Annotated in this window: 42 protein-coding genes; 29 read left to right on the forward strand and 13 right to left on the reverse strand. The window is 67.8% G+C overall.

Translation table 11 applies throughout. The annotated features are described in order from the left end of the window. The first annotated feature begins 3 nt into the window (after nucleotides 1-3). Nucleotides 4-345, forward strand: a complete 342-nt coding sequence (locus ACFK0J_RS00455) for a hypothetical protein (protein ID WP_378735434.1) — start codon at nucleotides 4-6, stop codon at nucleotides 343-345. Between the two features lie 123 nt (nucleotides 346-468). Beyond that, nucleotides 469-1560, forward strand: coding sequence for a hypothetical protein (locus tag ACFK0J_RS00460; RefSeq protein ID WP_378735436.1), 1092 nt, complete (start codon nucleotides 469-471; stop codon nucleotides 1558-1560). Between the two features lie 64 nt (nucleotides 1561-1624). Here ACFK0J_RS00460 and ACFK0J_RS00465 read toward each other — a convergent pair whose 3' ends face one another. The 8 genes from ACFK0J_RS00465 to ACFK0J_RS00500 form a co-directional block, all read right to left on the reverse strand. Next, nucleotides 1625-2041, reverse strand: a complete 417-nt coding sequence (locus ACFK0J_RS00465; RefSeq protein ID WP_378735438.1) for a hypothetical protein — start codon at nucleotides 2039-2041, stop codon at nucleotides 1625-1627. A 365-nt stretch (nucleotides 2042-2406) separates the two neighbouring features. After that, complete coding sequence (locus ACFK0J_RS00470) at nucleotides 2407-2604, reverse strand: hypothetical protein (RefSeq protein WP_378735440.1); 198 nt, start codon at nucleotides 2602-2604, stop codon at nucleotides 2407-2409. A 530-nt stretch (nucleotides 2605-3134) separates the two neighbouring features. Further along, nucleotides 3135-3716: a hypothetical protein gene (locus ACFK0J_RS00475; protein ID WP_378735442.1), complete on the reverse strand. Its 582-nt coding sequence runs from the start codon at nucleotides 3714-3716 to the stop codon at nucleotides 3135-3137. 119 nt (nucleotides 3717-3835) lie between these two features. Further along, complete coding sequence (locus ACFK0J_RS00480) at nucleotides 3836-4132, reverse strand: hypothetical protein (protein ID WP_378735443.1); 297 nt, start codon at nucleotides 4130-4132, stop codon at nucleotides 3836-3838. After that, complete coding sequence (locus ACFK0J_RS00485; protein ID WP_378735445.1) at nucleotides 4129-4509, reverse strand: hypothetical protein; 381 nt, start codon at nucleotides 4507-4509, stop codon at nucleotides 4129-4131. The genes ACFK0J_RS00480 and ACFK0J_RS00485 overlap by 4 nt, the downstream gene beginning before the upstream one ends. Then, nucleotides 4506-4751, reverse strand: coding sequence for a hypothetical protein (locus tag ACFK0J_RS00490; protein WP_378735447.1), 246 nt, complete (start codon nucleotides 4749-4751; stop codon nucleotides 4506-4508). The genes ACFK0J_RS00485 and ACFK0J_RS00490 overlap by 4 nt, the downstream gene beginning before the upstream one ends. Beyond that, a complete protein-coding gene (locus tag ACFK0J_RS00495; RefSeq protein ID WP_378735449.1) occupies nucleotides 4748-4999 on the reverse strand; it encodes a hypothetical protein in 252 nt (83 codons plus the stop codon). Before ACFK0J_RS00495 ends, ACFK0J_RS00490 begins: the two co-directional genes overlap by 4 nt. Before the next feature lie 151 nt (nucleotides 5000-5150). Next, the gene (locus ACFK0J_RS00500; RefSeq protein WP_378735450.1) at nucleotides 5151-6338 is read right to left on the reverse strand and encodes a helix-turn-helix domain-containing protein; all 1188 of its coding nucleotides are present in this window, start codon (nucleotides 6336-6338) and stop codon (nucleotides 5151-5153) included. A gap of 342 nt (nucleotides 6339-6680) precedes the next feature. Between ACFK0J_RS00500 and ACFK0J_RS00505 the strand changes: the two genes are divergently transcribed. The 3 genes from ACFK0J_RS00505 to ACFK0J_RS00515 all read left to right on the forward strand — a co-directional run bounded on the left by ACFK0J_RS00505 (nucleotide 6681) and on the right by ACFK0J_RS00515 (nucleotide 9105). Then, nucleotides 6681-8132 carry a hypothetical protein gene (locus tag ACFK0J_RS00505; RefSeq protein ID WP_378735452.1) on the forward strand — a complete coding sequence of 484 codons (1452 nt, stop codon included), beginning with the start codon at nucleotides 6681-6683 and terminating at the stop codon, nucleotides 8130-8132. A 33-nt stretch (nucleotides 8133-8165) separates the two neighbouring features. Beyond that, nucleotides 8166-8651, forward strand: a complete 486-nt coding sequence (locus ACFK0J_RS00510; RefSeq protein ID WP_378735453.1) for a hypothetical protein — start codon at nucleotides 8166-8168, stop codon at nucleotides 8649-8651. Between the two features lie 286 nt (nucleotides 8652-8937). Then, entirely contained in the window at nucleotides 8938-9105 is a 168-nt protein-coding gene (locus tag ACFK0J_RS00515; RefSeq protein ID WP_378735455.1) for a hypothetical protein, read from the forward strand. Between the two features lie 20 nt (nucleotides 9106-9125). Here the strand turns inward: ACFK0J_RS00515 and ACFK0J_RS00520 are convergent, their stop codons facing one another. Further along, nucleotides 9126-9485, reverse strand: a complete 360-nt coding sequence (locus tag ACFK0J_RS00520; protein WP_378735457.1) for a helix-turn-helix domain-containing protein — start codon at nucleotides 9483-9485, stop codon at nucleotides 9126-9128. 152 nt (nucleotides 9486-9637) lie between these two features. On the opposite strand from ACFK0J_RS00520, the gene ACFK0J_RS00525 reads away from it, so the two are divergent. From ACFK0J_RS00525 to ACFK0J_RS00595, 15 genes are all read left to right on the forward strand, one after another. Beyond that, on the forward strand, nucleotides 9638-9865 hold the full coding sequence (locus tag ACFK0J_RS00525; RefSeq protein ID WP_378735459.1) for a hypothetical protein: 228 nt from the start codon (nucleotides 9638-9640) through the stop codon (nucleotides 9863-9865). Next, nucleotides 9862-10113: a helix-turn-helix domain-containing protein gene (locus ACFK0J_RS00530; RefSeq protein ID WP_378735461.1), complete on the forward strand. Its 252-nt coding sequence runs from the start codon at nucleotides 9862-9864 to the stop codon at nucleotides 10111-10113. Before ACFK0J_RS00525 ends, ACFK0J_RS00530 begins: the two co-directional genes overlap by 4 nt. Then, the gene (locus ACFK0J_RS00535; protein WP_378735463.1) at nucleotides 10110-10430 is read left to right on the forward strand and encodes a hypothetical protein; all 321 of its coding nucleotides are present in this window, start codon (nucleotides 10110-10112) and stop codon (nucleotides 10428-10430) included. Before ACFK0J_RS00530 ends, ACFK0J_RS00535 begins: the two co-directional genes overlap by 4 nt. A gap of 131 nt (nucleotides 10431-10561) precedes the next feature. Continuing rightward, on the forward strand, nucleotides 10562-10933 hold the full coding sequence (locus ACFK0J_RS00540; RefSeq protein WP_378735464.1) for a hypothetical protein: 372 nt from the start codon (nucleotides 10562-10564) through the stop codon (nucleotides 10931-10933). 26 nt (nucleotides 10934-10959) lie between these two features. Beyond that, on the forward strand, nucleotides 10960-11094 hold the full coding sequence (locus ACFK0J_RS00545; RefSeq protein ID WP_378735466.1) for a hypothetical protein: 135 nt from the start codon (nucleotides 10960-10962) through the stop codon (nucleotides 11092-11094). After that, nucleotides 11091-11321: a hypothetical protein gene (locus tag ACFK0J_RS00550; RefSeq protein WP_378735468.1), complete on the forward strand. Its 231-nt coding sequence runs from the start codon at nucleotides 11091-11093 to the stop codon at nucleotides 11319-11321. The genes ACFK0J_RS00545 and ACFK0J_RS00550 overlap by 4 nt, the downstream gene beginning before the upstream one ends. Then, complete coding sequence (locus ACFK0J_RS00555) at nucleotides 11308-11559, forward strand: hypothetical protein (protein ID WP_378735470.1); 252 nt, start codon at nucleotides 11308-11310, stop codon at nucleotides 11557-11559. Before ACFK0J_RS00550 ends, ACFK0J_RS00555 begins: the two co-directional genes overlap by 14 nt. After that, nucleotides 11559-12032: a hypothetical protein gene (locus tag ACFK0J_RS00560; RefSeq protein ID WP_378735472.1), complete on the forward strand. Its 474-nt coding sequence runs from the start codon at nucleotides 11559-11561 to the stop codon at nucleotides 12030-12032. The genes ACFK0J_RS00555 and ACFK0J_RS00560 overlap by 1 nt, the downstream gene beginning before the upstream one ends. Further along, nucleotides 12029-12847 (forward strand): hypothetical protein, encoded by an 819-nt coding sequence (locus ACFK0J_RS00565; protein WP_378735474.1) that lies wholly within the window; start codon nucleotides 12029-12031, stop codon nucleotides 12845-12847. The genes ACFK0J_RS00560 and ACFK0J_RS00565 overlap by 4 nt, the downstream gene beginning before the upstream one ends. Next, entirely contained in the window at nucleotides 12844-13851 is a 1008-nt protein-coding gene (locus ACFK0J_RS00570) for a hypothetical protein (protein ID WP_378735477.1), read from the forward strand. The genes ACFK0J_RS00565 and ACFK0J_RS00570 overlap by 4 nt, the downstream gene beginning before the upstream one ends. Before the next feature lie 167 nt (nucleotides 13852-14018). Next, nucleotides 14019-14912 carry a hypothetical protein gene (locus ACFK0J_RS00575; RefSeq protein WP_378735478.1) on the forward strand — a complete coding sequence of 298 codons (894 nt, stop codon included), beginning with the start codon at nucleotides 14019-14021 and terminating at the stop codon, nucleotides 14910-14912. Continuing rightward, entirely contained in the window at nucleotides 14893-15411 is a 519-nt protein-coding gene (locus ACFK0J_RS00580; protein ID WP_378735480.1) for a hypothetical protein, read from the forward strand. The genes ACFK0J_RS00575 and ACFK0J_RS00580 overlap by 20 nt, the downstream gene beginning before the upstream one ends. A gap of 33 nt (nucleotides 15412-15444) precedes the next feature. Beyond that, the gene (locus tag ACFK0J_RS00585; protein ID WP_378735482.1) at nucleotides 15445-16014 is read left to right on the forward strand and encodes a hypothetical protein; all 570 of its coding nucleotides are present in this window, start codon (nucleotides 15445-15447) and stop codon (nucleotides 16012-16014) included. Beyond that, on the forward strand, nucleotides 16011-16388 hold the full coding sequence (locus tag ACFK0J_RS00590; protein WP_378735484.1) for a hypothetical protein: 378 nt from the start codon (nucleotides 16011-16013) through the stop codon (nucleotides 16386-16388). The genes ACFK0J_RS00585 and ACFK0J_RS00590 overlap by 4 nt, the downstream gene beginning before the upstream one ends. Before the next feature lie 180 nt (nucleotides 16389-16568). Beyond that, the gene (locus tag ACFK0J_RS00595) at nucleotides 16569-17480 is read left to right on the forward strand and encodes a hypothetical protein (RefSeq protein ID WP_378735485.1); all 912 of its coding nucleotides are present in this window, start codon (nucleotides 16569-16571) and stop codon (nucleotides 17478-17480) included. A gap of 128 nt (nucleotides 17481-17608) precedes the next feature. Here ACFK0J_RS00595 and ACFK0J_RS00600 read toward each other — a convergent pair whose 3' ends face one another. Beyond that, nucleotides 17609-17908, reverse strand: a complete 300-nt coding sequence (locus ACFK0J_RS00600) for a hypothetical protein (RefSeq protein WP_378735487.1) — start codon at nucleotides 17906-17908, stop codon at nucleotides 17609-17611. Between the two features lie 234 nt (nucleotides 17909-18142). On the opposite strand from ACFK0J_RS00600, the gene ACFK0J_RS00605 reads away from it, so the two are divergent. Together ACFK0J_RS00605 and ACFK0J_RS00610 are read left to right on the forward strand one after the other, a co-directional pair. Then, nucleotides 18143-18511 (forward strand): hypothetical protein, encoded by a 369-nt coding sequence (locus tag ACFK0J_RS00605; protein ID WP_378735489.1) that lies wholly within the window; start codon nucleotides 18143-18145, stop codon nucleotides 18509-18511. Then, entirely contained in the window at nucleotides 18508-18780 is a 273-nt protein-coding gene (locus tag ACFK0J_RS00610; protein WP_378735491.1) for a hypothetical protein, read from the forward strand. Before ACFK0J_RS00605 ends, ACFK0J_RS00610 begins: the two co-directional genes overlap by 4 nt. On the opposite strand, the gene ACFK0J_RS00615 is transcribed toward ACFK0J_RS00610, so the two are convergent. Both ACFK0J_RS00615 and ACFK0J_RS00620 read right to left on the reverse strand, forming a co-directional pair. After that, entirely contained in the window at nucleotides 18777-19181 is a 405-nt protein-coding gene (locus ACFK0J_RS00615; protein WP_378735493.1) for a hypothetical protein, read from the reverse strand. The two genes, ACFK0J_RS00610 and ACFK0J_RS00615, sit on opposite strands and share 4 nt — an antisense overlap. Before the next feature lie 136 nt (nucleotides 19182-19317). Continuing rightward, nucleotides 19318-19725 (reverse strand): hypothetical protein, encoded by a 408-nt coding sequence (locus ACFK0J_RS00620; protein WP_378735495.1) that lies wholly within the window; start codon nucleotides 19723-19725, stop codon nucleotides 19318-19320. A gap of 176 nt (nucleotides 19726-19901) precedes the next feature. Between ACFK0J_RS00620 and ACFK0J_RS00625 the strand changes: the two genes are divergently transcribed. Then, a complete protein-coding gene (locus ACFK0J_RS00625; protein WP_378743364.1) occupies nucleotides 19902-20069 on the forward strand; it encodes a DUF6374 family protein in 168 nt (55 codons plus the stop codon). A 452-nt stretch (nucleotides 20070-20521) separates the two neighbouring features. Beyond that, nucleotides 20522-20716, forward strand: a complete 195-nt coding sequence (locus ACFK0J_RS00630) for an HNH endonuclease signature motif containing protein (RefSeq protein ID WP_378735497.1) — start codon at nucleotides 20522-20524, stop codon at nucleotides 20714-20716. On the opposite strand, the gene ACFK0J_RS00635 is transcribed toward ACFK0J_RS00630, so the two are convergent. After that, complete coding sequence (locus ACFK0J_RS00635) at nucleotides 20713-21006, reverse strand: hypothetical protein (protein WP_378735499.1); 294 nt, start codon at nucleotides 21004-21006, stop codon at nucleotides 20713-20715. The two genes, ACFK0J_RS00630 and ACFK0J_RS00635, sit on opposite strands and share 4 nt — an antisense overlap. A gap of 192 nt (nucleotides 21007-21198) precedes the next feature. On the opposite strand from ACFK0J_RS00635, the gene ACFK0J_RS00640 reads away from it, so the two are divergent. The 5 genes from ACFK0J_RS00640 (at nucleotide 21199) to ACFK0J_RS00660 (ending at nucleotide 26285) form a co-directional block, all read left to right on the forward strand. Next, a complete protein-coding gene (locus ACFK0J_RS00640) occupies nucleotides 21199-21321 on the forward strand; it encodes a hypothetical protein (protein ID WP_378735501.1) in 123 nt (40 codons plus the stop codon). A 422-nt stretch (nucleotides 21322-21743) separates the two neighbouring features. Then, on the forward strand, nucleotides 21744-22064 hold the full coding sequence (locus ACFK0J_RS00645) for a hypothetical protein (protein WP_378735503.1): 321 nt from the start codon (nucleotides 21744-21746) through the stop codon (nucleotides 22062-22064). Continuing rightward, nucleotides 22042-23556: a hypothetical protein gene (locus ACFK0J_RS00650; protein ID WP_378735505.1), complete on the forward strand. Its 1515-nt coding sequence runs from the start codon at nucleotides 22042-22044 to the stop codon at nucleotides 23554-23556. Before ACFK0J_RS00645 ends, ACFK0J_RS00650 begins: the two co-directional genes overlap by 23 nt. A gap of 24 nt (nucleotides 23557-23580) precedes the next feature. Beyond that, nucleotides 23581-24906 (forward strand): hypothetical protein, encoded by a 1326-nt coding sequence (locus ACFK0J_RS00655; RefSeq protein ID WP_378735506.1) that lies wholly within the window; start codon nucleotides 23581-23583, stop codon nucleotides 24904-24906. Continuing rightward, entirely contained in the window at nucleotides 24903-26285 is a 1383-nt protein-coding gene (locus ACFK0J_RS00660; RefSeq protein ID WP_378735508.1) for a head maturation protease, ClpP-related, read from the forward strand. Before ACFK0J_RS00655 ends, ACFK0J_RS00660 begins: the two co-directional genes overlap by 4 nt. The last annotated feature ends 1 nt before the right edge of the window (nucleotide 26286 follow it).

Raw genomic sequence — 26286 nt, forward strand, 5'->3', positions numbered from 1 at the left:
ATCATGACGGCAACGATGGCCGAGCGGAACGCGCACGCCGAATTCTGGGCGTCGCGCGGCAACACGTTCTCCGCGCACACCGGCGACCCCGGCGCGGCGGGCACGGCTAACGAGGTAGTCGGCGGTGGGTACTCAAGGCAAAACACGACATGGCCCGGCTCGGCGGTCGGCGGCACGATCACCGGTTCTCAGCTGACGTTTCCGGTACCCGGCGGTACCAACGTGACCCACCTCGGCCGCTGGAACGGGTCGACCTACCTCGGCTCGATCGACTCGCCCGACGCCTCGGTGAGTCCCGCCGGCGAAATCAAGCCGACCCCGAGCTACACCTACTCGGGCGACTAAATGCGCTGGCCGGGTGCAGACGCAAAAGTCGTCGAGTTCCCGGGGCCGGACGCGCGTGTGGCCCGGTTTCCCGCACCTGACCGGCGCGGCATCCTATGGCCGACCCCGCCGACGTTCGCAATCGTGGTCGTCGCCGAGGCGCTCGGCGTCGGCTCGGCGACCGCGACGGCTTCGGCGGTGTCGCTGCCCGTCGCCGCGGCGGGTGGTGCTGGCGTCGGCTCGACCAGTGTCACGACCGCACTCGAGGTCGACGCGCCCGCGGCGGGTAGTGGCACGGCGGTGGCGCTCTATCTCCCGTCCGAGGTCGACGCGGCGGCGGCAGGCACCGGCACGGCTTCGGCGGCGGTGCTCTCTCGGGTCGCCATCGCTGCCAGCGCGGCCGGTGCTGGCGCGGCCTCGGCCGCCGTCCAGCACGCGGCCATCGTTGCGGCCCTGGCGGTCGGGGCGGGCGTCGCAGCGGTTTCGGTGGCGGCACGGACCGCAATCACCGCGGCGGCAGCCGGTAGCGGCACGGCCTCAGCGACGGTCGTCGTCGGCTACCGGTACAGCGACAGTTTCAACCGCGCCGACGCCGCCACGCTCGGCGCAGACTGGCGCGTCGACCGCAACGCCTCGCCGAAGGTCGCCACCAACCGGGCGCAAATGAAGACCATGGGCAACGGCGACGGTCGCGCCGGTTGCTGGACGAGCTACCAGGGCGGCGGCGGCACGCAGGGCGGCCGATTCGCGACCGACAAGTACGGCGTCAAGTTGCAATTCATCGCACCGGTCGGCAACGCGGCGACGGACAATTTCACCGGGGCCGTGCTCGCCGTCGGCGACACCTTCGGCTCGGGCACGATGTGCTATTTCGTCGCCAGCACTGGCCTCGGGTGCGCCATCTACACCCAGACCGGGGCCCCTCCGACAGGCGGGCTCTCGACCGGGCAGACTGGGCAGACACAGCGGGCAGTCGTCGCGACGAACGCCGCACTGACGGATACGTTCGATTTCCGTCGCGAGCGCAACGCAGGGAACACCGCAGATGTGTTCCGGCTCTACCGGAATGGGGACTACTCGACGCCGTTCCTGTCGTGGGAGGACTCCGGCGCCGTGGTGAGTAGCGGCGCGACTAACCGCCGGTGGGGGTTCTTCGTCGAGGGCAACTACCCGTTGTTCCAATCGGAATTCCGTTCGCCCGCGGTCGACGCGATTATCGAGGCGTACGACCTGTAGCCGAACCTGAGAACGACCGCGCCCCCCGCCGATTCGGCGGGGGGCGCGTCTCGTGCGTCTAGGCTCAGCGTCCGGTGACCTCCCACCGGGCATTATCGGCGGCGGCCGATGGCTTGCCGTTCCACAGGTGCAGCGCGTAATCGCCATCCTTGAGCTTGGCCTCGTCCTTGTACTCGGCGCTCATGTCGGCGACATACAGCGCGAACGTACGGGCACCGAGCGCGGTCGGTTTCAATGCGGCGGCGATGCTGGTCGCGATCGGGCGCAGCGAGTCGGCATCGGTCGAGCCGGGCACGCACAAATCGAGTGCGACCCCGACCTGCCCCGGCTTGCTGCTCTGTGTGCTCACGCGGCCGGTGACGACCTGCACGCCGGGCGGCAGCGACAGGCCCGCAGCGAACGCCGCGAGCTCGGGGTCGGCGATCGGGCTCGATGGGTAGCAGGCGGCCACCGGCGCGGCCTCGGTAGTTGGTGAGGACATCGTCGGAGGGGGAGCGACGACCGCGGTCGAGGATGCCGGCGTCGTAGTGCTCGGTGCCGAGCTTGTGCTCGCGACGGCTGGTGCTGATTCCTTGTCACCCTTGCTCACTGTGCCGATTACCCAGAACATCGCGAACAGCACGACCACCACACCACCGATGATCAACGGGGTACGGGTGGCCTTTTTCGGCGCCTGGCGAGGCGGTCCGGGTGATGGCGAATACGGCGGTATGTCGGACGGCGTCGGACCGGTCAAGGTTCCCCCTGGCGTGATTGGGTTTTGCCGAGTGATCGCCCGTCGAGGGCGACACGTTAACGCAAGACGATCGGGCGTGACGCGGCACGCCCGATCGTCTGCTGTCGTTCTTATGCGGTCGACGCCTCTGATTCATAGTCGCCGTAGCGGCGAGGGACGGGCGCGGCGGCGGCGAGTTCGGTTGCTGCGCGTTGCAGCGACACTGCCGCCGGATGCTCGGCACCGAGCAAGGTCGCCGTTTCCTCGTAGATCGGTTGGATCTTGTCCCGCAATTCCCGAGACTTGTTCGCGTCGAGAGGGTCCGGCATCAGGGGGTTTCCTTTCATCGGCTCGGGCATTGGCTCGTCGGTATCTCGCGCGTGCTTGAGTAGTCGCTGAACACGAACGGGTTGCCTTGCAGGCGGCCAGTCACACTCATACTGACACGCCAGGTTCCCGCGTAACAGGCCGCGCTCACCTCGTACGACCGCGAGTTCGGCGGGCCCGGCGGGATTCCTGAATCGTTGATGTAGGCGGCGGGTATCCACTTGCGGCCCTGCTTGTATTCCAGCGACAGAGTCAAGATGTGCTGATCCGGCGGTACATCACACTGGGCGAAGCCATTGCCCTTGATCGAGGGTGGGTACACCGACGGCCGACTGTGGGTGAACTCGAACCCGCAAGACTTGGCGGCGACGAACTCGGGGTGTGTATCAGCCGTGGCCCCGGCGGGTGCTCCGACGAGTACAGCGGACCCGAGGATTCCAGCGAAAAGGATTGTGTTACAACGAGATAACATGGGATACCCCCATCTCTTCTACCTGAGCGTCCGGTGCGCGCTCAGTCGTTCGAGGCGCCTTCATGGCGCTAGCCCGGCGCTGCCTTCATCGAGCGCGAGGGCGGAACGCAGCACGGCGAGGGCTGCTCGGTTGGCTGTCTGGTCGAGGTGCAGCGCCGCGGCCCATGCCTGCGCGGCAATGCTTCCGCCGTTGAAATCGGCGACGAGTTCGCTTGCGCGCGTGTGGGTGTCGAAACTGAGATGCGTTGTACCGAGTTCGGGGGCGTGGAGGTGGATGTAGGAGGTGTGCGCGCCACCTCGGCCGTCGTAGACGGTCGCGCCGACCACCTGCTTGGCGGTAGGGCGTTCACACAGCGTGCCTAGCGCCGCCGCGACCTTCGCCTCGGCCGGTATCTCTTCGGGACTGGCGAATGCCTCGACCCATCCGACCCACGAGATACCGAACCCCCACAGGGCGGGAACCTGTTCGACGAGCTGTGCGGCGTGCTCCAAAATTGGAGCTTCGCCGTCGCGCCCGTCGCCCGGGTCGACCGCCACACACGCGAGACCGGGAACGATGCCGTCGACAGGCCCGAGCCCCCAGAGGTGAACAACGTAGTCGGCCATGCCTTCGGCCATGGCGGACGCCCGGTTTGCGAGCATCCCCGCGAGCACAGCCTCGATAGTCGGCTCTGACGGGACTTGGATCGTTCGTGCTGGTGTGGTCAAGGCAGCTCCAAGGCGTTTCTGGTGGGCGGTTTCGTGCGTAGGTGGTCCAGCTGTTAGCGACTCGCATCGCCGGACCGCCGAACGGTCTCTTGCGGTGTGACGACATCGCACGCCAGCGCGACCGCGCGCTCGGTGCCGCCGAGATGTGCCAGCGAGGGCGCGAGCACCGCGACGGCGCCCTGCTTGGCCGCGGTCTGCACAGTGAGCGTCGTCGGCATGTATGTGCCCGGGTGAATCGTGAGGATGCCGCGCAGTTCGTAGCCTCGGGCGGCGGCGAGCGAGCGAATCATCGTCTCGTCGACGCGCGGGTCGGCTGAAACCTCGGCGCGCACAAGGCCGATTGCCCTCACTGTCGCCACCCCGGCCGGTCGTCGATCCACACGACCGGCCCCGGCAGTGTGCCGTCGCCGATGCAAGCCCAGAGCGACTCGCGCGGCATATGCCAACACCGAGCCACCTCGGCGGCGTCGCGAAACTTCACGGTGTCCGGTCGGCCGAACGGGTCGCCGTCGGGCGACCATGCGCGTATGCACGCCAGCGACCACCCCGGCCACCGGCCAATCTCGATATCGGGCGACGGTACCCAGATTCGCTCACTGTGGCGCCAATGCACGAGTTGCCCGTACGGGTGGCCGGACAGCATCGCGAACGCGCCGAGCCCGTAGTACCGCCGGATGCCGGCGTCTCGCTTGTCGGGCTGGCCGAGCGCCGCCGCGGCGGCCGTCACTGCGACGGCTCCGTGTCGATCACGGCGAGCGGCTCAACGTCGATCACTACGTGTTGACCGATCGCGGCGAGCGCCGCCTCGGCGTCGTCCTCGAGTTCGTCGAGCGTGCTGAATGTGGCGACAGGCCAAGCGATCCCGTACTCATCGACGGCCCACCACGAGCCATCATCGTGTTGCAGCCAAGCGGAGGGCCGGGCCTGGTCGTCGTCGTGCCCGTCGAGGCGGGCAAGCTCGCCGATCATTCGAGGCCCCGTGAGTTGCGCGGGTCGGGCACGATGTGACCGGCCTCGACGAGCACGGCGTGCGCGGCCCGCTTGCGGGCGCACGAGTCGATCGGGCACGACATGTGCCGCTGCATGGCGTAGTGGGCGCCCTCGACGCTGAACGCCCGGTCGGGCGCCTCGTGCGGCCAATCATGCGGCAGGAATGAGCGATTGAGTAGGTCGTCCTCGGCGGCGATGAGCGCCGCCATTTCTCGCGATGCGGCCATCGGCCACCCCCGGCGGTAGAGGATTGGATTCCGCCGACGCCGGAGACTCTCGAGGTTCATCCGGCGTCGGCGTTGTGATAAGACTCGCCGCCGAGGTCGGTTCGCGCACTGTCAGTTTCGGACCGAGTCGGCCCGAACTGTCAGTTTCGGGCTACAGCTCGAGACGCACTGTGTCGGCGAGCTGGCGCATGTCATCGGTCAGCGAGCGCCGCCGCTCGACGATCCCGCCCACGATGTCGCGGGCGTAGCGCTGCTGCACGAGCCACTCGGGCGCGGTGTCCGCGAGGCCGCGCAACTCGACCATGGCGTCGTTCCAGTTGCCGAGCTGCGAGTGTGCGCTCGCCTTGTCGAGGCGGTGCCGCAGGCGACCGGCCGCCGTGGGCAGAAGCGCGGCGGGCGGCGTGCGCTCGGCGAGCGCCAGCGCAAGGCCCGGCTGTTCGGACAGTGCCGCGGTTTCGACGGCGACGTGCTCGACCGTGGTCGGGCCGAACGTGCGCGTCGTTGCGGTCTCGGCGAGTACCTCGGAACCGATGCGGGCCGCCGCCGCGCGGGCGAGGCCGAGCGCGTCCTGGTGCTCGTGCGGTCGGTTATCTCGCACGGCGATCGTGGCGACGTACATCCACAGTCGGCCCCAAGCGGCGAGGTTCGCGACGGTCGCGCGCGAGAATCTCGGCTCGATCCGGTCCGCCCATTTGAGCGCGAGCGCGCGAGCGTCGCCGAGGTTGCCCTGCCGAATCTCGGACCACACGCGGGTATTGATCGCGGCGGCGGCGAGTACCTCGTCGTCGGCGGCGTCGACCGCCTGGTCGAGCACGAGCTCGGCGTCGGACCATTGGCGATTCTGGACGAGCAACCACCCGACCATGCCGAGCGCCGCCGAGCGCAGCGCTCGGTCGCCGACGGCGGCCGAGTCGCGCAGCAGGCCGGGCACGGCCGCGGCCATCGCCTCATACTTGTGAGCGGCCATCTCGCCCTGTAGCCGGTGCAGCTCGGCGCGCACCTCGGCCGCGGTCGGGGCATCGTCCTCGTCGAGGGCGGGCGGCGACGCGAGCGCGTGCCGCACCGGTTCCCACAGGTTGAGGGTGGCCGGGTCGGCGGCCTCGGCGTCGCCGGGCCCGTTGCCCTGCAATACGGTCGTGGTCACGCCGAGCGCCCCGGCGATCTTGCGCAGCGTCGCGAGGCGCGGGTGCAGGCACGAGGGGTCGCGGTTCTCAAGCTTGGAAATGTAGGAGTGTGACAGACCAGCCGCGGCGGCGAGCTCGGGCTGCGTGAGGCGCCGACGCTTGCGGATCGACACGACACGGTCGGCGAGGTCTCGGTACTGCGTATGATTAGGCACGATTCCTCCGGTTCAGGAGTCCGTACCCCCGCGCGGTGGCCGCCGCGGCGGGGGTTATTTCTGCTCAGAGTACGCCGAGAGGCGTTGGAAGGGTCTGTTGACCGGGTCAACATTGGGGGCTAATCTCGCCTCAAACGCTCCCGCCTTATCCCATACTTTCCCAAAGTATCCCAAGGTTACATGTCGTGAGCAGGGGAAATACAGCGGTTCAAGTCCCCCTTCGCCCACCACGTAAGCGCAGGTCAGGGCTGAGATCAATGATCTTGGCCCTGTCTGCGTCCACATTGCGGTCCACAATCGGGAATCTGAGGGGATTCGGCCCGAGTCGAAGGACCATGCCCCGTGGCACGACCCCGCAAGACCACGCCCCGCATTCGCGTTCGCAAGGACGGCAGCACGGTAAGCCAAGTGCGCTACCGGATCACCCGCCCCGGCGAAGACGAGACCGAGACCTCGCAGACCTTCACCGACCACGCGGCCGCAATCCGCTGGGCGAAGCTGCTCGACCGCGTCGGCCCGATCGAGGCCGAGCGTGTCCTCGCGGCCCAGCTCGCCGCCGAGCCTGACGTCGTCACGCTGAAAGTCTGGCTTCACCGCTACGTCGACAGCCTCGGCAAGAGCGTGGACGAGGAGACCAAGCGCAAGTACCGCCGGATGATCGACCGCGACATGATCCCGTTTTTCGGCGAGAACCTGCCCGTCGACGCGCTTACGCCCGAGCTCGATGCCGCGTGGGTCGAGTGGCTCGAAACCGAGTTCGACAACAAACCCAAGACGATCCGCAACAAGCACGGCGTACTCGCCGCGGCCATGGGCGCTGCTGCTCGGAAGAGGCCGACACCGCTCGTCCCGTGGAATCCCTGCGCCGAGACCAAGCTGCCGAAATGCTCGGCACGCGAAGTCGACCACCTCGACGAGCTCGAGTACGAACTGCTCGAGCAACTACTTGAGCCCTTCTGGCGGCCGTGGTGGGAGTTCGGCGTAATGAGCATGGCGCGGCCCGGCGAGCAGGGCGCGCTGAAGGTCGGCGATATCAACCGCGACACGGGCGCGGTCTCGATCGTCCGGGCGTGGAAGTGGGCCAACGGCCGAATGAAGCTCGGCGACCCGAAGACTGAGCGCGGCGTGCGTGTGACGTTCGTTCCGCTGGAGACGGTCGCCCGGCTCGACCTCGACCGCGCGGCCGACGCCTGGCTGTTCCTCACCCCGACCGGTCTACCGGTGACCTCGGTCCGATTCTGGCAACAGGGATGGGCACCCGCGCTCGAGCGCCTCGACGCGCTTGTCGCGGCCAACCCAACCCCGTTCACCGGCGCGGCCGGGTGGGACGGGCTGAGCTTCGACGAACTGCGTAAGCGGTACGGACGCATCGCCGCCCGCCTCAAGTCCAAGCGCCTCACCCCGTACACGACGAGGCACACCGGCATCTCGTGGCGCCTGCAAGACGGCGAACCGATCTGGGTCGTATCGCGCGACGCCGGGCACTCATCGATCACGATCACCGATCGCCGGTACGGGCACAACTCGGCGGCGGCCTCTGCGGCGAGCGCGCAGGTTATAGCCGGGCGCCTGCCTCGGCTGCGTAGCAAGGTGGTCGGTATCGAGCAGGCCCGGCGGCGCCGTCTCGTGCAGCTCGGGCGCCTCGGCGAAATCGAGCGCGTCGCCGAGGGTTTCGAGGCGGTGTGGATGGACGAGCACGGGCTCGTGCAGTCGGCCGTGTTCGATACCTACGACGCCGCGGTCGACCATGTCGCCGAGCACGAGGCCGGCGACCTGCTCGCCGCTGCCGCGTGACCGGCGATTGCATTTCATGACGGGTGCAATGAAATGAAATTCTCCGCAGGTCACTGCCGATTTCCGACCGGCCCGGATTCCGTGTGCGGCTTGGTGATTCCGCCGCGCACCGGGCCGGGTCGCCCGCCCGCGTACTGCGCCGATCCCGGTCACAACCCCGTCCGTGCACACCGCGCGGCGCGCCGGTTCGCCGCAGAGGCAGAGGCGGCGGCCGAGCAGAGCGACGCCGGGCGCCTGGCCGCCGAGCTCGACCGGGCGCGGGCCATCATCGCCGCGGCGGAGCGTGCCCGGCATAGTGCCGAGCGCGAGGCGCACGCGGCCCGGCGAGAGCGCGACGCCGCGCTCGCTCTGCGCGACCTCGCTCACGAGGAAGCCGTCGAGGCTCGCGCCGAGGCAGTCGAGACGGTCTCGCGGATGCGGGCCGATTTCGACCAGCAGGTCGCGCAGGTCGCTGCTGTCGCGGACGCCGAAATCTCGCGGGCACTGCTCAGTGATCAGCAACCACGCAGAACCGCTTAGACAGTGATCGGTCACAAGGGGCTGGGGCGTAACCCGGTGCTACGCCCCGGTTTCCGCTGTCTCAAACCTTTTATTCGGTAACAATTTGAGGCAAAATCGAAATCGGACAGACCGGCTCGCATCGTCCTGGCTACGCTGTCGTTACCCATTGGTCCTACGACTGTGGCGGGGGAACCATCGCAATACGAAGCGCGAACTCGCTCGCCCAGTAGTATCGAACAGGTGTTCGAGCGAGCGTCGGGGGCTCGCGGCCGGTGGCGGGTAGACGAGTCGATCGAGGGTGCGCATGGGGCAAACGGCTGGTGAGGGTCGGCAGCGTTCGGAGGATCTGTCCGAATTGATCGCAGGCGCGCGACGCATGTCGGCGGCACGCCTGTTCCTCGAGATCAAGGCGCGCGGGCACGACCCCATCAAGGTGATGAACGAGTTGAGCGCGGAAACTCTCGGCCTATAGCTCGCTCGCGTGGCGCCCGTTCAATCCGCCGCACGCGGCGGTTTCCGTGTCGATCTGGATTTGTTCGATGCCCTTGCCCTCGATCTGGACGGTTTCGCCGGGGGTGTATCGAGGTCGAGGGCTTGCTTCACCAGATCGCCGAGTCCAATGCCGAACGCGGTACTGATCCGCAGCATTTGAGGCGTCTGCATCGTCGAACCGTTCTCGATCCGTCCGATTGTCTTGACGCTCAAGCGGGCGCGGGCGGCGAGATCCTCCTGCCGCCAATCCTTGCTCATGCGCAGTCGCCTTATCGCCTCGCCGAATGCAACGTCGAGTTCGTGCGCGGCCGCGTCCATCTCCTCGTCGGAGGGTAAATCTTGGGCGCCAGGGGTGTCCATGCTGTCTATTTAAGGGCCTCATCTGACCGTTAGGCAAGTGTCACCGTAGGACGCGATAGTGTCCGAACGATTGCCGTTAACCCCCTGAACGGTCGGTTAAACAGACTATGCAGGGTTGCTAAAGGACAGAACAGTCCCTTAGTGTGGGCGACATGCACCCCGTGAACACGGCAACCGCGGAAGCGGTTCGCGAGGCCATCGCGCAGGCCGACCGCACCGAGAAATCGGTCGCCGAGGGCGCGCGCATTAGTGCCTCGACCTGGCAACGACGCATCCACGCTCGTACGGCATTCACCAACAACGAGCTCTCGCGTATCGCGACCGTTCTCGGCGTCAAGGTCGCCGGTCTGTTCGCAGCGATCGAGGAAAAGCTGCGATGACCTCTATCGATGAGCTGCGGCTCTACACCCTCGCCGAAACCGCCGAGCGTCTGCACGTTTCCGAGGACTGGCTGCGTAAGCGCGTACGTGACCGCCGCCTGTCTGCCCGCAAATCCGGCCACTCATACACGTTTTCAGCGGCCGATATCCGATACGCGATCGACGCAATGCTCGTTCCCGCAGTGCGGGGAACCGCCGAAACCACCACCGAGGCAACCGGAGTTAGCCGAGGGGGTGCCGAACAGTGACCGCCGCAGGCGAATTCGAGACATTTCCCCTCGAGCAGGTGTGCGAACTGACCGGCGCGCCGTCGGTCGACTGGCTCAGCCGCCGCATCACGAGCGGCGAGACCCCTGCCGTTCTCGCCGGGCAGCGCTGGCGCATGACCCGCGCGGACATGGCCGTGCTCGTCGAGCAGATGCGCGAGGCCGGACAGCGCAAGCTCGCCAAGCTCGCCGACCGCCGACCGGCCGACGAATCGAGCGCTGCCGCTGAGGCCCCCACCGCCGAGGCCGGACTGAGCCGACGCACCGCCGCCCGGATGAAGCGCCGCAACGCGGCATGACTTCCCCGCGGTGGTGCGCCGAACGCCACCGCGGGGGCGCGTGACCGACCGACGGACCGCCGGGTGACCCCCTCACACCCGAACTCGGTCGGCCACACACCAACCACCGACACGAGGACAGGAGAGACCCGATGGGCGCCACACCGATCGAGACCGGCGCCCCGAACGCAGCGGCGCCCGGCGTAGGTGAACCCGCGCCGGGCGCCAGCCAAACCGTCACCTCGACCCTGCGCGCCGAGGCCCAACTCGACGCGCACGAGACAACGACCAGGAGTGTAACGATGCCACGCCACAACGGACGCCACCAAGCGCGCCGCGGCCCCGGGTTACCCGCGCCGCTCACCGTCGACGCGCTGCGAGAGCAGCTCGAGCAGCAGCCAAATCTCGTTGACCCGCCGACGATTCCGCTGCCCCGTGCCGAGCGGCTCGCATCGCCAGCGGTCGACGGCGGTCGCCCGCAGCATGAACTCGACTACGCGCTGCGCATAGGCGGTGGTTGGTGATGGGGCCGTATTGCCAGTACTGCGACATGCGTTGTTTCGTGCCGGACCCGAAACGCTCGGGATGGCTGCTCGCAACCTGCGCCGAAGGCAAGGCAAACGACCGCCACAACGCCGGATACGACATCGACCAGGCTCGCGCCGAGACCGGCGGTGCGCGATGAGCGCCTACGACGCCGCCGAGCAGGCCGCGCACGTTGACGAAATCCACCGGCTCACAGCCGATCTCGAGATCGCGCAGGCCGTCGCAGAGATCAACGCGCACGCCATCGCCCAATTCGGCGAGCAGACGAAGAACCTCCGCCGCGAGCTGGCCGACGCCCGCCTCGCGCTGTTCGAGCTGGGGCGCACACGCACCACGTCGAACGGGGCAAACCATGCCGATTGCTGATCTCGTCGCCCGTGCCTTCATCCTCGGCGGGCTCGCGTGGTGTGTGTTCGTCACGCTGGCGATCCTGGCGCGGCACATGCGAGGCACTACTGCGCTCGAGGACTTGTGCCCGGAGCGTGACGGCGAGGGCTGCCCCTGCTGCTCGCACACCGGGCTCGCCGACGCCGTCGAGGACACCGGCGCGGCGTGGGATCGCGCCCGCGACCGTGACCTCGATTATCGGGCGGGGGTGGCGTGATGGAGGACAACACCCTGCGCGGTGTCGACCAGATCGGCCAGGTGCGCGAGCTCACCGACACCGACCGGTACGCGGCCATGCTCACCACGTGCCACTACGCCGCCGACCGTGACGACGCCGCCGAGCTGCTCGCAATGCTCGGACTCGTCTCGGCCGGGGCGGGCCGCCTCACGACGCCGTGCTCGATGTGCCTGCGGCCGATGTCCAACGTGGACGGCGTCGGGCACGTGCGCCAGCACGCCAAGGGCATGTGTGGCTCGTGCTACGGGCGCAGCCAGCGCGGCGGCGCGCCCAGCAAGCAGCTCGTCGTTGCGGTCGAGGACATCGACACCCCGGTCGGCGTCCTCGTGGCCGGTGCGCAGGTCTACGCGAAGGCAGCGGACGGCGGCGCGTGGCTGCTGCACATTCCCGGTAGTCGAATCCCCGTCGCAGTCGGGGCGAAGGCCGTGCGGGTCGTCGAGGTGAGCGCGTGACCACGTTTGTTCCGCCGGTCCGGCGCAAGGCCGCAGGGCGCAATCACTACTACGTCGACGGCACCGGCGCCCGAATGCCAGGCGTGACAACGATTCTCGGCAACGGCCTGCCGAAGAAGGCACTCATCAACTGGGCGGCGAACGCGACCGCAGACGCGGCGGTGAACGCGTGGGACGAGCTCGCCGAGCTGCCGGTCGCGACCCGGCTCGACCGGCTCAAGAAGGCCCGCTACGACGACCGCGACGCCGCCGCAAAACGCGGCACCGAGGTACACGGGCTCGCCGAGCAGCTCGTGCAGGGCGAGCGGGTCACCGTGCCCGAGGAGCTGCGCGGCCATGTCGAGGCGTACGTGCGATTCCTCGACGAATGGGACGTCGAGCCAGTGCTCGTCGAGTTCGTCGTCGCGAGCTACCGGTACGGCTACGCCGGAACATGCGACCTCATCGCCGATCTGACCATGCCCGACGGGCAAGTCGTGCGCTGGCTGCTCGACATCAAGACGACCCGATCCGGCGTGTTCGGCGAGACCGCACTACAGCTTGCCGCCTACCGGCACGCAGACATCCACCTCGCCGACGACGGCACCGAGCACCCGGTGCCCGAAGTCGAGCGAACCGGTGTCGTGCACGTGCGCGCCGACGGGTACTCGCTCGTGCCCGTCACTGCGGACACCAAGCAGCTCAACGATTTTCGGTACGTGCAGCAGGTCGCCCGGTTCGACGACGAATCACGCGACCTGATCGGCGAGGAACTCACACCGCCCCACCCGGACGGCGAAGTCGCCCGCGTCATCTACGAAAGGACCAGCAAGTGACCCAGATTCAGCCGTACCGGTTCGGTGAGGCCACCGCCGTGCAGCTCGCCGAAACCACGACACAGACGCGCGGCGAGCGGTCGCGGGAATGGCTCGAACTGTTCTTCGAGACCGCCAAGGCCGCCGAGGTACTCGCCGGAACCGATTTCGTGCCAACCACGATGAAGGGCAAGCCTGCACAGGTCGCCGCCGCGATGATGAAGGGCTACGAGCTCGACATCGACCCGCTCGACGCGCTCGGCAACATCTTCAGCGTGCACGGCCGGATCGGTTTCTACGCCGAGTTCATGCGCCGCCGCATCATCCAGGCCGGGCACGAAATCCGGTTCATCGAGACCAACGACACCCGGGCCGTGATCGAGGGCCGTCGGCGCGGCGAGGACGAGTGGACGCGGGTGTCGTTCACCGCGCAGCAGGCCAAGAACGCCAAGATCGACCTCGGCGGCTACCCCGAGGACAAGCTCGTCGCGCGCGCGACGAGCCGCCTGTGCAAGCGGAAGTTCCCCGAGGTGCTGTCGGGCGCGGCCATCGCCGAAGACCTCATGGACGAGCAGCCCGTGCCGGTACGGGCCGTGGCCGAGCGGGCCGACGTCGCCCAGGAGGCGATCGAGCCCGGCACTGCGCAGCGCAAGCGCCGCACCCGCCGGACATCCGCCGAACAACCTGCGGCCGCAGCAGCGCCCGCGGCCGAGGTGCCGACCGCCGACGCGCCCCCGCTGCCCGGCGACGAGCCCGCCACCGAACCGATGAGCACGACCGCGCAGCAGCAGAAACTCGCGATCCTGCTCGACCGGTCCGGCGTAACCGACCGCGACGACAAGCTCGGATACCTCGGCGAGCAGTTCGGCCGCCCGTTCACCAGCTCGAAAGAGCTCACCCGCAGCGAGGCGTCCAACCTCATCGACTATCTCGAGGCTCCGATCGAGCCGGACAGCGTAGCCGAGGCCACCGACGAGCGTGCGCTGCCGGAGGCGGCCGATGAGACCGCCGGGGGTGCCCAGTGAGCGCCGACAAGTACCGCCGGGCGGTCAACGGTGACCCTGCCGCGACGCTGCGCGAGTTCGCCGACCGCCTCGACGTCCGCGGCACATAGCCACAGCGGCCCGGCGGTGCGTGCCGCCGGGCCGCTCAATCACGCATCACGGCGACAGTTGGAAGGAGGCCGACGAGAATGCGAATCCGGTCCATTCGCCCCGAGTTCTGGCGCTCGGACGATGTCGACGCGCTCACGTGGGACGAGCGGCTGGTGTTCATCGGCCTGTGGTCCTACGTCGACGACAACGGCGTCGGCGTCGACAAGCTCGCGTCAATCTGTGCCGACCTGTTCGCCGGTGACCTCGAGCGTGAACCTCGCGAAACTTTCGCGAGGGTTGAATCCGCGCTCTCGACGCTGCACGCGCGCAACCTGATTCAGCGCTACACCGTCGACGGCAAGGCGTATTTGTTCATCACCACGTGGGAGACGCACCAACGGGTCGACCGCCCCGGCAAATCTCGCTACCCGCTGCCGACCAGCGAGAACGCCGAAATTCGCGAGCCTGCCGCGACGCCCTCGCGAGACATTCGCGACACCCCATCGACCGGAGAAGGGGAGAAGGGGAGAAGGGGAGAAGGGAATACACGTCCCCCCGTAGTCGACGTAACTCACGACCGCGCGAGCGCGCGCGAGCCGGGGGGAGCGGTTGCACTGCGCCCGTCACACGGCGCACAGGTCGCCGCTCGGCTCAATGCGACCGCGCGCAGCGCACCGGCGCACGCAATCGCGGTTGCGTTCAGCGAGGCGCTGTCGGTGCCGCTCGAGGCGGGCGTGCTCGCCAAGGTCGGCGTCGAAATCGATTCATGCCTCGCGGCCGGAATCCCGCCGCCCTCCATCGCCGAGGGCCTCAAGGCATGGACCGAGTCGGACTCGTGGAGTCCAACACAGATACCGGCATTCGTGCACAAGGCCGCCAACGCCCGCGGTCGCCGAGGCCGATCCAAACCCACCGAGAAGGCGGTCGACGCACACGCCGCCGCCGAGGAACTGCTACGGGAGGTGAGAACCCTTGGAGATCGCAGCGAGTGACCGCAGCGTGCGCGCTGCCGCGGCGGCGTGGTCCCGGGCACGCATCTACGACGACAAGCTCGGCGACCCGGACAAGGCGCGGCTCGCCGCGTGGGCCGAGAGCATCGAACGGTGGAAGCTCGACGCGCCGGACCTGCTCGAGGGCGTCATTCGCTACTACGAGGGCGAAACCGACGGTCGCACGATCGGTATCGGCGACCTGCTCCACCACGGCCGCGAGGCCCGGCGCCAGCGCGCCGAACGTGAAACCGCCGCCGAGGTGCACGCCGCCGTCACCGCGGCGCTACCCGTGTCGGGCACCGGGCTGCCGCTCAGGGCTGCCGGTGATCCAGTGTGGGCCGCCTACGACGTCAACGGCGCCATAGACCGACCCTGCCCGCGCTGCAAAGCCGATCCGAACTGCGCCTGCGTCACCGAGCGCAACGCCCCCCAGAAAATGCCGTGCCTCGCACGCCTGACAAACGGCGCACCCGCCCGGCTCGGCGCCACCCCGCGCTAGATCACTCACCCGAGGAATGCAGGAGCAACACCGATGACCATCCGGACATTCGAGTTTCACCGCGACGAGGACGTGACCGGCTACAGCGGTACCGGCGTGGTCGCCGACGGCGTCACCTTCGACGACGGGACGACGGTCGTGCGCTGGCGCGGCGAGCGCCGATCAACGGTCGTATGGCCGTCGGTCGAGGACGCGATCGCTGTGCACGGGCACGACGGCGCGACCCGCCTCGTGTACACCGGGCTCTCTGCCGTCGCCGTCGCGCTCGAGAAGTTCGGCCAGAACGTCCGGGACATGCAGGGCGCCGCCGCCGATCACGCGGCCGAGGCCGACCGCGCGCCGGTCGACCTCGTGACCGTGCCGTTCGAGACCGTGCTCGCCGTGTTCCTCGACGGATTCGGCACCGGCGCCGCGTCCGCACTCGGCAAGGTCAAACCCGAGGCCCCGGGCGAGCTCATCGACCAGGCCGCGCAGGCGCTCGTCGACCGGGTCAACGTCGATCCGCTCGCCGTCGAACAGTTGCGCGGGCACGTTCGCCGCCGCCTCCTCGGCGACCTCGACAACCGCACGACCGAGGTTCCGGTGTGGGGTGAACCGACGTGACCCGATCACGCGCCAGCGCCAAGGCCGCCGGAACCCGGCACGAGAGCAGCATCGCCCGCTACCTCGCCGAGCAGCTCGACGACGACCGAATCGAGCGTCGAGCCCGCAACGGAGCAAAGGACCGCGGCGACATCGGCGGAGTGCGCGCACCTGGCGGCGGCCGAATCGTCCTCGAGTGCAAGGACTACGGCGGCCGAATCGAGGCAGGAACCTGGCTCGGCGAGGCCGAGGCCGAGAGGGGCAACGACGACGCACTCGCCGGGCTCGTCATCGCCAAGAGGCGCGGAATCAGCGACCCCGGCGCGCAAATCGTTCTCATGACCGTTCGTGACTTCGTCGCGATTCTGTCCGGCGGCCGACCCGAGGAGGCATAGAGCAATGGCATGGTTCGAGACTTACGAGCGTGACGTACTCGGTGAGCCCGGCAAGCCATGGCCCACACAACCGCGTCCAGCGCCCCGGCCTGTACCCGACCTTCCCGCAGTACCGCCGCAACAGCGCGGATTGCTCGGCCTCGCCGCGGATGCTGTACGCGCAATCTGGCGGTGGCAGCGATGAGCGAAACACCGTGCGCCGAATGCGCGCGGCCGGTCGGCGACGGCCTACCGCTGTGCCAGACATGCGCCGATGGCGTCGTGACCGATCTGCGCGAGGTGCCGAGCCTGCTCGCCGAGCTGGCGATCACCCGCGCCGGTCTCGGACGGCTCGGGCCGCATTCAGCCGGCGGGCGCTCGGCCGAAACGCCCCTACCGATCCGAGCCACCAACCACCGCGCCACGATGCAAGGCGACCACGCCGTCGCACGTCTGGAAACCACCGTTAACGGCTGGACACGCGCACTCGCCGAGGATCTCCGCGTCACCCCGTACATCGGCGGCCCGGCACTCGTCGAGCTGGCGCGCGTACACCGAGGCGACACCGGCACAGACCCCGGCACACTGCCGATCACCGCGCCGAGCCAACTCGAACAGGCCGCGTTGTGGCTTGCCCAGCATCGCCGCGAGGTGCGTGCGCACGAGGCCGCGCACGACTTGCTCGTCGAGGTGTCCGGCGCGCTCGCGCAGATTCGGTACGTCGTCGATCGGCCGGTCGAGCGCCGGTATCTCGGGCCGTGCCCGACCCTGCTCGACGACGGGAGCGAATGCCGGTGGGAGCTACGCGCCCCACTCGGCGCAAGCTGGGTCCGGTGCGGGCGGTGCCGCACACAGCACGAAGTCGCCGAGATCCTCGACGCCGTGCGCGCAGCGGCCGAGGAGATGCTCTACAGCCTTGCCGACCTCGTTCGCGTCACCGAGAGCGTCGGTGCCGTCGTGCCGAAAACGACGCTGTACCGGTGGGCTCGTGAACGCCGGATCGAGCCCCGCGGGTGGCAGCACGGCCAACGGATCACCGATCACCCGATCGACGCCAGCTCAGTGCACGTCTACCGACTCGGCGACGTGCTATCGATGACCCGCCGTGAGTGACGAAATCAGACAGGATCGGCCGGGTGAGCGAAGAGAGCAACTCGCCGGTGATGACAGCGGGCGTGTTCACACGAACGTAGTCGCCCGGAAAGCGGTCCCGGGCTACCACGAATCTCGTCGGCGCAGTCTCAGCGTTCGAGCTCTCTGATCTCAAACTCAAGGTCGTCAGCCTTCGAGCATGCCTCCCTGTCCTTATTTCTTCTGCATTTGTTTTCGGCTTCCCTCTGCTCCCTCTTCAAAGCAGCGATTTTGGCATCGGCATCCTGCTCGGTCTTGATGCATTGTTGGAATTTTTCGTACGAACCCTCCTGGCTGCACTTGACGACTGCGGGATCAACCGCCGCCGCGGGGGCGATCTGAATGACAGCGGCAGACGCAGCCGCCCCAGAAGCTATCAACATCGCACGAACACATTTCCGCATCATCATTCCGCTCCTTGATTATCAGAAGGGCGTAACGGCTCTCGCCCCTGGTGTGTTCAGGCGTCGCGGCCCGGATAGGTATTCGTTTCTGCCAAGCGGAAGGATGGGTCGGACTAGGTCGTGCCACACTGGCAAGCGGATCGAAGAGGCCACGCGATATCTCAACTCGATGCACGTCTACCGGCTCGGCGATGTGCTGGCACTAGCGGGCCGAGACGCGAAAGGGGGAGGATCGGCAGCATGACCGAATTCATGAGCGATGCTGACGCCGACGATATCGAGGTCTTCACGATCTCGGAGGAGCGAATTATGACGGTGCTGCATTCCGAGCAGGAGCTCGACGGCATCGCATTCGATGATGACGTCGACGGTGCGCTAGTCGTGTACTGCGACGGGATGTGGGGGCTGAATCTGTTTCTGCTCGCGCTGGCCTGGACGATGGGGCCGGATGTGGAACCGAAACGCGAAAGTTATCAGCAGATTTACAAGACCCTGGCAATGCTGACGATGGGCATCGGCCCACCGTCGCCCGCACCGGAGCACGGCCCCGAGGCGCTGATGGTCAAGCTGCCCGCTATTCGAATCAACTCGACACGGAACGACCGATGACCGACTACCTCGACTTCAACCGGCCTGCTCGAACCTACGCCGTTCGGGCCGATGGACGCGCCGAGCTGCGCGTCATCGCCACAGTGGGCGACCAGGCGCACGCCGTCACTCCGTGGCACACCGCCGCCGAGCCGATGATCCTCTCGGCCGCCGAGATCGCGCGCGACTGCGACATGCCCGCAGGCGAGGTGGTCGGCCGCGAGCTGACTGCCCTCGGCGACGCCGAGGGCCTGCACGACTTCCAACTCGTCAACGACCCGCGGCTCTAGGTGCGGCCATAGCGTCGCCGTCCCGCGTACGCCTGGGCCACCTTCGCGCGCCGCCACCGCTTCACACCGCCGGTGGTGTCGTCAGGCTCGCCGAGGGCGAGCCGACCGCGGGAGAGGTCCGAGCGCACGGACGAGGCCGACACCTTGGCGAACTCGGCGATCTGGGCCACGGTGAGCAGATCCTCGGGCGAGCCCTCGCCCGCAGGCTGCTCGCGTACGAAATGCGCGTGCACCGCGGCCTCGACCGCAGCGGCGTCGTACTCGTTCCATCGGCCGCGCTTGCCGACAACCGGCGGCCACTCCCCGCGCGTCATCCAGTCCTTTTGCACGGTGTTGAGCGCGCGGTCGTAGCGCTCGGCGATCTCGGGGGCTATCAACCGCTGTGCGTCACTGGCTACCATTGAATGTTGACCCCTTTCGAGGTTGGTCGATTGCTGGACGGCGGAGTTCCGACTTAGAGGTTCGCCTCGCTCCGCCGTCCGCCCGGCTTCAACGGGGCGAAGCCCCGGTCGAACCGACCGGGGCCTCGCTTGTTTCTTACTCCTCGTCGTACGGCGCGTCGGTCAGGTCGATATTGCCGTCGAGCAGATCCTCGGCGAGGTCCATCTCGTCGGACGCTCGAACTGTCAGGAGCAACGCTCCCTCGATCGCCCAGCGGACATCGTCGTCACCGGCCGCCGCCGCTGCGAGCGCAATCCCGCACATCCAATCGAGCAGCGCGGTACCCAAGGTCGCTTGCAGGTACATGTCCATCGGCATGTCCTGGAGTGCCTTCCGGGCAATCGTCGCGCTCTCGACCAACTCCGTCGGAGTGCTGTCGGCCGTGAGTGGCTCCATGTTGATCGGCAGCTCGAGCCGCAGGAGCAGCTTGGTCAACCGCATGTAGCCCATCATCGAACGGACCTGGAAGTGCTTGAACCGTGAGTCGAATTCGTTGTATTCCATGTTGTTTCCCTTTCTGGGAGGTTGTTGGTGATTGCTGTTGGTCGGGTCCGACCCCGACCAACGAGTATTACTTTACAGCATTGGAGTATGGAATTGCAACAGTTGATCTGCGAGTTCACCCCACGGATCTATCGAATGAGTGTTCGACTCGAGGTACTGTCTCGCACATGCCGCAGATGACTCGGCTCGAATGGGCTTACAGGAATATCTCTCAGGTACGTGAGCAGCTGCTCGAGGCGGCTGCCTTCGGAAAGTACTTGACTCCTGAGCAGCTGGAGAACGCAGCGGGCAAGCTCAGCGAGGGCCTCCGCGTCTATACACAGGAGACCCGGAGGGACCCCTAAACCGTCACGGCTGTACAGCACATTCCGTGTCTGCTGTACAGTGGCACTCGAAACCGCTACTGACGACGGCACCCCAAGTGCCGACCGGTGGCGGTTTTTTCATGCCCGAGCGGCGTAGCGCAGCGGCTACATGTGCCGATGGTCGCCGGTTCGAGTCCGGCCGCCGCCACGGGCGATCGATCCCTATACGAGGAGCCTGCCGTGCTGTCTACCCTGTCCGCTGTCCTGTCCGCCGTCGACTGGGTCGAGGTCGGTGTCGGCCTCGCGAAGATCGTCGGTGCGCTGATCAAGGCTGCTGTCTAGCCACCGAGTGCACCATGCGGACCCGACCGCCTCGACTGTGTAGCCGGTGCCGACAAACCGCGTCAGCCGGGCAACGGTGCCCGTGCTCCCCGGCATGGAGCGGGCACAACGGCTACACAGGCAGCGGCAGCACCCGCAGATGGCGAACCTTGCGTGCCGCCAAGCTCGCGGCCGACCCGATATGCGAGCGTCCCACCTGCCGCGCCCTCGCCGTCGAGGTTGACCACATCACGCCCGTCTCCGCCGAGGGCGGCCGATACGACTGGGCCAATCTGGCGAGCCTGTGCTCGCCGTGCCACCTCGCCAAGACCCTGGCCGAGGCTCTGGCCGCCCGGATTGACTAGCGCGCGTCGTACTGGGACCAGTCCGTGACGTACGCGGAGAGGGAGACGCGGGTGGACGGCGTGATGTCCACCGACGTCGGCGGTGTAGCAGCGATATAACTCCCGAGAGGCGTGCCAGATCCGTCGACGACGGTCAGTTCAGCCGGAAAGTGTGTTCCGTCGCTGAGGGTGACGATGGGCTGGCCGTCCTTGTATTCCAAAGTCAACGTCCCAATGTCTTCGGGATTGACATCCGCTGCCGGGATGAGGCCCGAGTCCGCGGTGAGTGGTTCGGGGATAGCGTCCGACATGCCTGGCTCCTCATTGGTCGGCGCGCAAGTTCGCAACCGCGCGCCCCTACGTGAAAGAGCTTGTCTCCAAGGCTCTTCGTCCACCTCACGGGCTCCGCCGGATGAGGGTCGTCACCGGTGGGTCGGACTGGCTGGATCACGCCGCGGTGGTGGTTCTCTCGCACGCTCAGCTCGACGCCCAAGGGGGTGCACATGTCCGCACCGACACCGCGCCCGGCCGCGCTGCGGCTGCTGACCGGCCGCGCCGAAGGCCGAGACAGCGGCGTTCGGGTCGTCACACCGCCTCCGGCCTTTCGCCGGATTGCCTTCCAATAGCGATGGCTCGCCGCACCACCACTCAGCGCGGCCTCGGCTGGCGCCACCAGCAACAGCGCACCCGGTTGCTCGCCCGGCACCGCGATGGCGAGCGGTGCTGGTGGTGCGGCGAACCGATGCACCGAGACGCCGCCCGCAACCCTGACAGCAACACACTCGCCGCCGACCACAGCCACGCCCGCGCACACGGCGGCACACGAGCAGACCGGCTGCTACACACGGTCTGCAACAAGCAACGTGGCGACGGAAGTCGCGACCACCTGCGACCCGCGCTCGCCCGCCTCGGGGGCGGATGGGCAGGTAACAGCCTCGCTTGGGTGGCACCCTCGAAAAAATCGGAACCCCCTGGTCCCTGACTCACGGTCGACAGTCAGGAATTTTTTTGTACGACCGAATTTCGTCCGGCGAGGGGGTGAGACCCCGTGTCCGAGTTGACAACTGGCGACCGCCTGCGCGCCGAGCTGGCCTGCGACGGCGACCCGTACGCGCGAACCGTCCTGATTGTCGAGGCCGCGCGTGTCGCCGACCGCCTCGACGTGCTGAACGACCTACTCACCGGCGACGAACGGCTGTGGCTGCGGCTTGCTGACGGGCGCGACGGCACCCTCGATATTCGCGTCGACGGCGCGCTCGCCGAGGCTCGGCAGCAGGCGAACACGTTGCGGCAGCTGCTCGCTGAGATCCGCCGCCAGGGCGACGACACCGCCGACGAGGCTGACGATGACGACCTCGCCGATCTCTGACGAGTTTCCAACCCTCACCGGCCGCCAGGAACCGCACTATTCAAGCGAGTTCGACGGCTCGGACGTTCGCGGGAACAGCGCGCTGAAGCTCGCGGGGCGTGTCGGTCGGCGGTCGTTCCCGTGGCAGGTGCATTCGCTGCTCGCGATCTTGCGGACGACGCCCGAGGGGCGGTGGACGCATCCCGACGTGGTGCTGATCGTGCCGCGCCAGAACGGCAAGACACTCATCATCGTTCTGCGCGTGTTGTACGGGCTGTTCGTTCGGCACGAACGGATCGTGTACACCGCGCAGCGCTGGAAAACCGCCGAGGACGCGTACAAACGGCTGTGGGCGATCATCCGTGTCCGCAAATCGCTGTTGTCGAGGGTGGCCCGGCGGACGCTGTCGCAGGGTATCGGCGAGATCGAGCTCAGTACCGGCGGCCGAATCCTGTTCTGCACCCGGTCGGCCGATGCTGGGCGCGGTCTCGACGTGGTCGATTTAGTCGTCTACGACGAGGCATACAACCTCACCGAGGCCGAAACGAGCGCTCTCAACCCGACGCAGCTCGCCGCGGACGATCCGCAGACGATCTACACCTCGTCGCCGGTCAACAAGGACCTTCACCCGAACGGTTCGGTGCTGGCGGGGCTGCGAAAACAGGGTTACGCCCGCTCGATTGGCCTGTACTTCGCCGAATGGCTTGCGCCGGGGGATATGCCGCGCGACGCTGAGGCAACCTGGCGGTACGCGAACCCGTCGTACGGCGTGATTCAGACCGCGGCAAAGGTGCTCAAGCTGCTGCGCACCGCGACCACGGCGGCCGGACGCAAGGCATTCGATGTCGAGATCCTCGGCCGCGGCGACTACCCGGACGAGGAGGCCGACCGGCCCGCGCTGCTGCCCGATGGCACTTGGGCGCGCATGGGCGAGGCAGGGGTGACCGTGCGCGGACCGATCGCGATCGCGGTGGACATGACACCGGACCTGACAACCTGCGCGATCGGTGCCGCGACATGGACCGAGGCCGACAAAGTGCGCGTCGAGCTCGGATGGCACGGCCCCTCAACCGATCTCGTGGCCCGCGTGGTCGACCTTGTCGACCGGTGGGACCCCTGCGCGGTGGTGATCAACTCGAGCAGCCCCGCCGTGGGCGTAATCGCCGACAAGCTGCGCGCCGTTGGAATCGAGCCCGAGCTCACCACATCAACACAGATGGCCGACGCGGTGGTCGGGTTCGTCGACGACGCACTCGCCGAACGGCTCTCGCACGCGGGCGACTCGCGACTCGAAGAGATCGAGTCGGTGCAGACCAAGCAACTCGGCAACGGCGGCCGGATGGTGCTCGACTACGCGGCCGGGGACGTGACCCGCGCCCAGGTCGTGATGCTCGCCCGCTGGGGACTACTCGCCTACGGCGTCGAACTCAGGCCCGCGCAACTACCGACACAGGTCGACGAGGACAGCACCGATCACTCGCCTGTCGACGAGCTGATGGTGATCGGTTTCTGAGGCAGTGCAGGAGGTGAGGCGATCATGACGCTACCCGTCGCCGTTTCGGAAATCGGCTACGGCACTGAAGGTTTCACCGCAGGTGCGGGCAACCTGTTCTGGCAGACCGCCGAGGACACCCTTGAGCTGGTGTGGCCGCGCAACGTGCGCGTGTATCGGCAGATGGCGCGCCAGGACGCGCAGGTCACCTCGGTACTGCGTGCCGTGTCGCTGCCCGTGCGCCGCACTGCCTGGCGCATCGACCCGGCGGGCGCACGCCCCGAGGTGGTCGCGCACATCGCCGCGGATCTCGGCCTGCCGATCGTGGGTGTCGAGGCCCCGAACCGTGCACGCACAGCACGATTCTCGTGGTCGGAACACCTGGCTGCGGCGCTGCTGTGCCTGCGCTACGGGCACAGCTATTTCGAGCAGGTGTACTCGGTCGACGAGGCGACCGGCCTGTACCACCTGCGCAAGCTCGGGCAGCGCCTCGCCGAGACGATCGCGAATATCGAAGTCGCCCGCGACGGCGGACTGATCGCCATCGAGCAATACGGCACCGGCAGCTCAGCCGCAACGCGCATCCCCGTCGAGCGCCTGGTCGCCTACGTCGTCGACCGCGAGGGCGGCGATTGGACCGGGCAATCGCTGCTACGGCCCGCGTACAAGCATTGGCTTATCCGTGACCGACTGCTGCGCGTCCAGGCGCAGACGATCGAGCGCAACGGTATGGGCGTGCCTGTCTACGAGGCGGGCGACCGCGACGAACAGCCACAGCTCGACGCGGGCAAGAAGATTGCGCAGAGCTACAAGGCCGGATCTGCCTCGGGCGCAGCGATTCCCTACGGCGCGAAACTGAGATTGCTTGGCGTCGAGGGCAATTTGCCCGATGCACAGCCCGCGATCAACTACCACGACGCCCAGATCTCAAGGTCCGTGCTCGCGCACTTCCTCAACCTCGGGCAGCAAACCGGCTCGTGGGCACTGGGCTCAACCTTCGCTGACTTCTTCGTCATGAGCTTGCAGACCGTCGCCGAGATGATCCGCGACACCACGCAGCGGCACGTCATCGAGGATCTCGTCGATGCGAACTGGGGGCCGAACGAGCCTGCGCCGCGGCTGGTGTTCGACGAGATCGGCAGCCGCAAGGACGCGACCGCCGCGGCGCTGAAAATGCTCATCGAGGCGGGCGTCATCGCACCCGACGAGGTGCTCGAGCAGGCGGCCCGCCAGGACTACGGCCTACCCGCCAAGGAAACCATCACCGACCCCGCGGCCGACCCGGCAGCGCCCGCACCCGCGCCGGTCGCGCGGTCGCGCCGCTCACCGCTCGCCCGCATCGAACCGGACGGAGCGCTGACGCTGTGGTGAATGACCCGACAGCCCGGCATCGGGGCAGCAGGCCCGAACCGTGGTACCGCATCCAGAACATCGCAGGCAGTCCCGTCGAGGTGCTGATCTACGACGAGATCGATCCGTGGTGGGGCGTGAGCGCGGCGACGCTCGCGAAGGATCTTGCCGCGATCGACGCCGTCGAGATCACCGTGCGCATCAACTCGCCCGGTGGCGACGTGTACGAGGGTCTCGCGATCCTGAACAGCCTGCGCGGCCACCGCGCCCGGATCACAACCGTGATCGACGGACTCGCCGCCTCGGCCGCGAGCTTTATCGCGATGGCAGGCGACGAGATCGTGATCGGCCGCAACGCCGAAATGATGATCCACGAGGCCCGCGTCTACGCCGGTGGCGACGCCGCCGCTATGCGCAAGTACGCCGAGAACCTCGACCGAATCTCGGACAACATCGCCTCGATCTACGCCGAACGCGCAGGCGGGGAGGTCGCCGCGTGGCGAGAGATTATGCGCGCCGAGACATGGTTCTCGGCCAGTGAAGCGGTCGCCGCCGGTCTGGCCGATCGCGCCGAGACCGCGCCGCAGACCGACCTCGCGCCCGTCGCGCGATTCGACCTGAGCGCATTCACCTACGCCGGGCGCCGCGCCGCCCCGGCGCCGAGAACCCCCTCAGCCACCGAGGCCGAGGCCAACAAGAAGGGACCGCGGATGTCTGCATTTGCCAGCATCGCGAAGCGCCTCGGCGTCGCCGAGGACGCCGACGAGACAGCCATCACCGCAGCACTCGACGCGCTGCTCGCCCGACCGGCGAATATCGAAAAGGTCGTGCTGCCGTTCACCGACGCCGATGTCGCGTTCGTGAAGGCCCTCGCCGAATACGGGCCGATGCTGCTCGAGGCCGCGACCGCCGCGGTGTCGGATGGCACCTCGACCGACGCGAAGGCCCTCGCACAGCCGATCGTCGACGGATTCGCCGAGGCCATCGACACCGCGAACGAGGCACTCGAGGCGTGGGGACAGACCGCCGAGCCGGAACCGCCCGCTGAAACGGCACCCGCCGCCCCGGCCGCGAACGCGGCCCCCGTGAGCGTGGTCGGCGTGGTCGCGATCGACGAGGGCAGTCTCGCCGAGCTGCGCGCCAAGGCCGCCAAGGGCGAGGCCGTCGAGCGCCAGGCCCTAGTCGACGACGCGGTGCGCACCGGCCGTATCGCGCCGTCGCAGCGCGCGAAGTGGCTCGACCGCCTCGCCGCCGACCCGTCCGAGGCCGCCGTGCTCAACGCCCTGGCCCCCGTCTACCCGGTGGGCGCGGAGCTCGGCCACGCCGGAACCACCGAGACCCCCATCGACACCGACGACGCCGACGCGCTGCTCGTCGAACTGTTCGGAAAGGACGCCTGAC

Source organism: Nocardia brasiliensis, from assembly GCF_042691675.1.
Lineage (GTDB): Bacteria > Actinomycetota > Actinomycetes > Mycobacteriales > Mycobacteriaceae > Nocardia > Nocardia brasiliensis_D.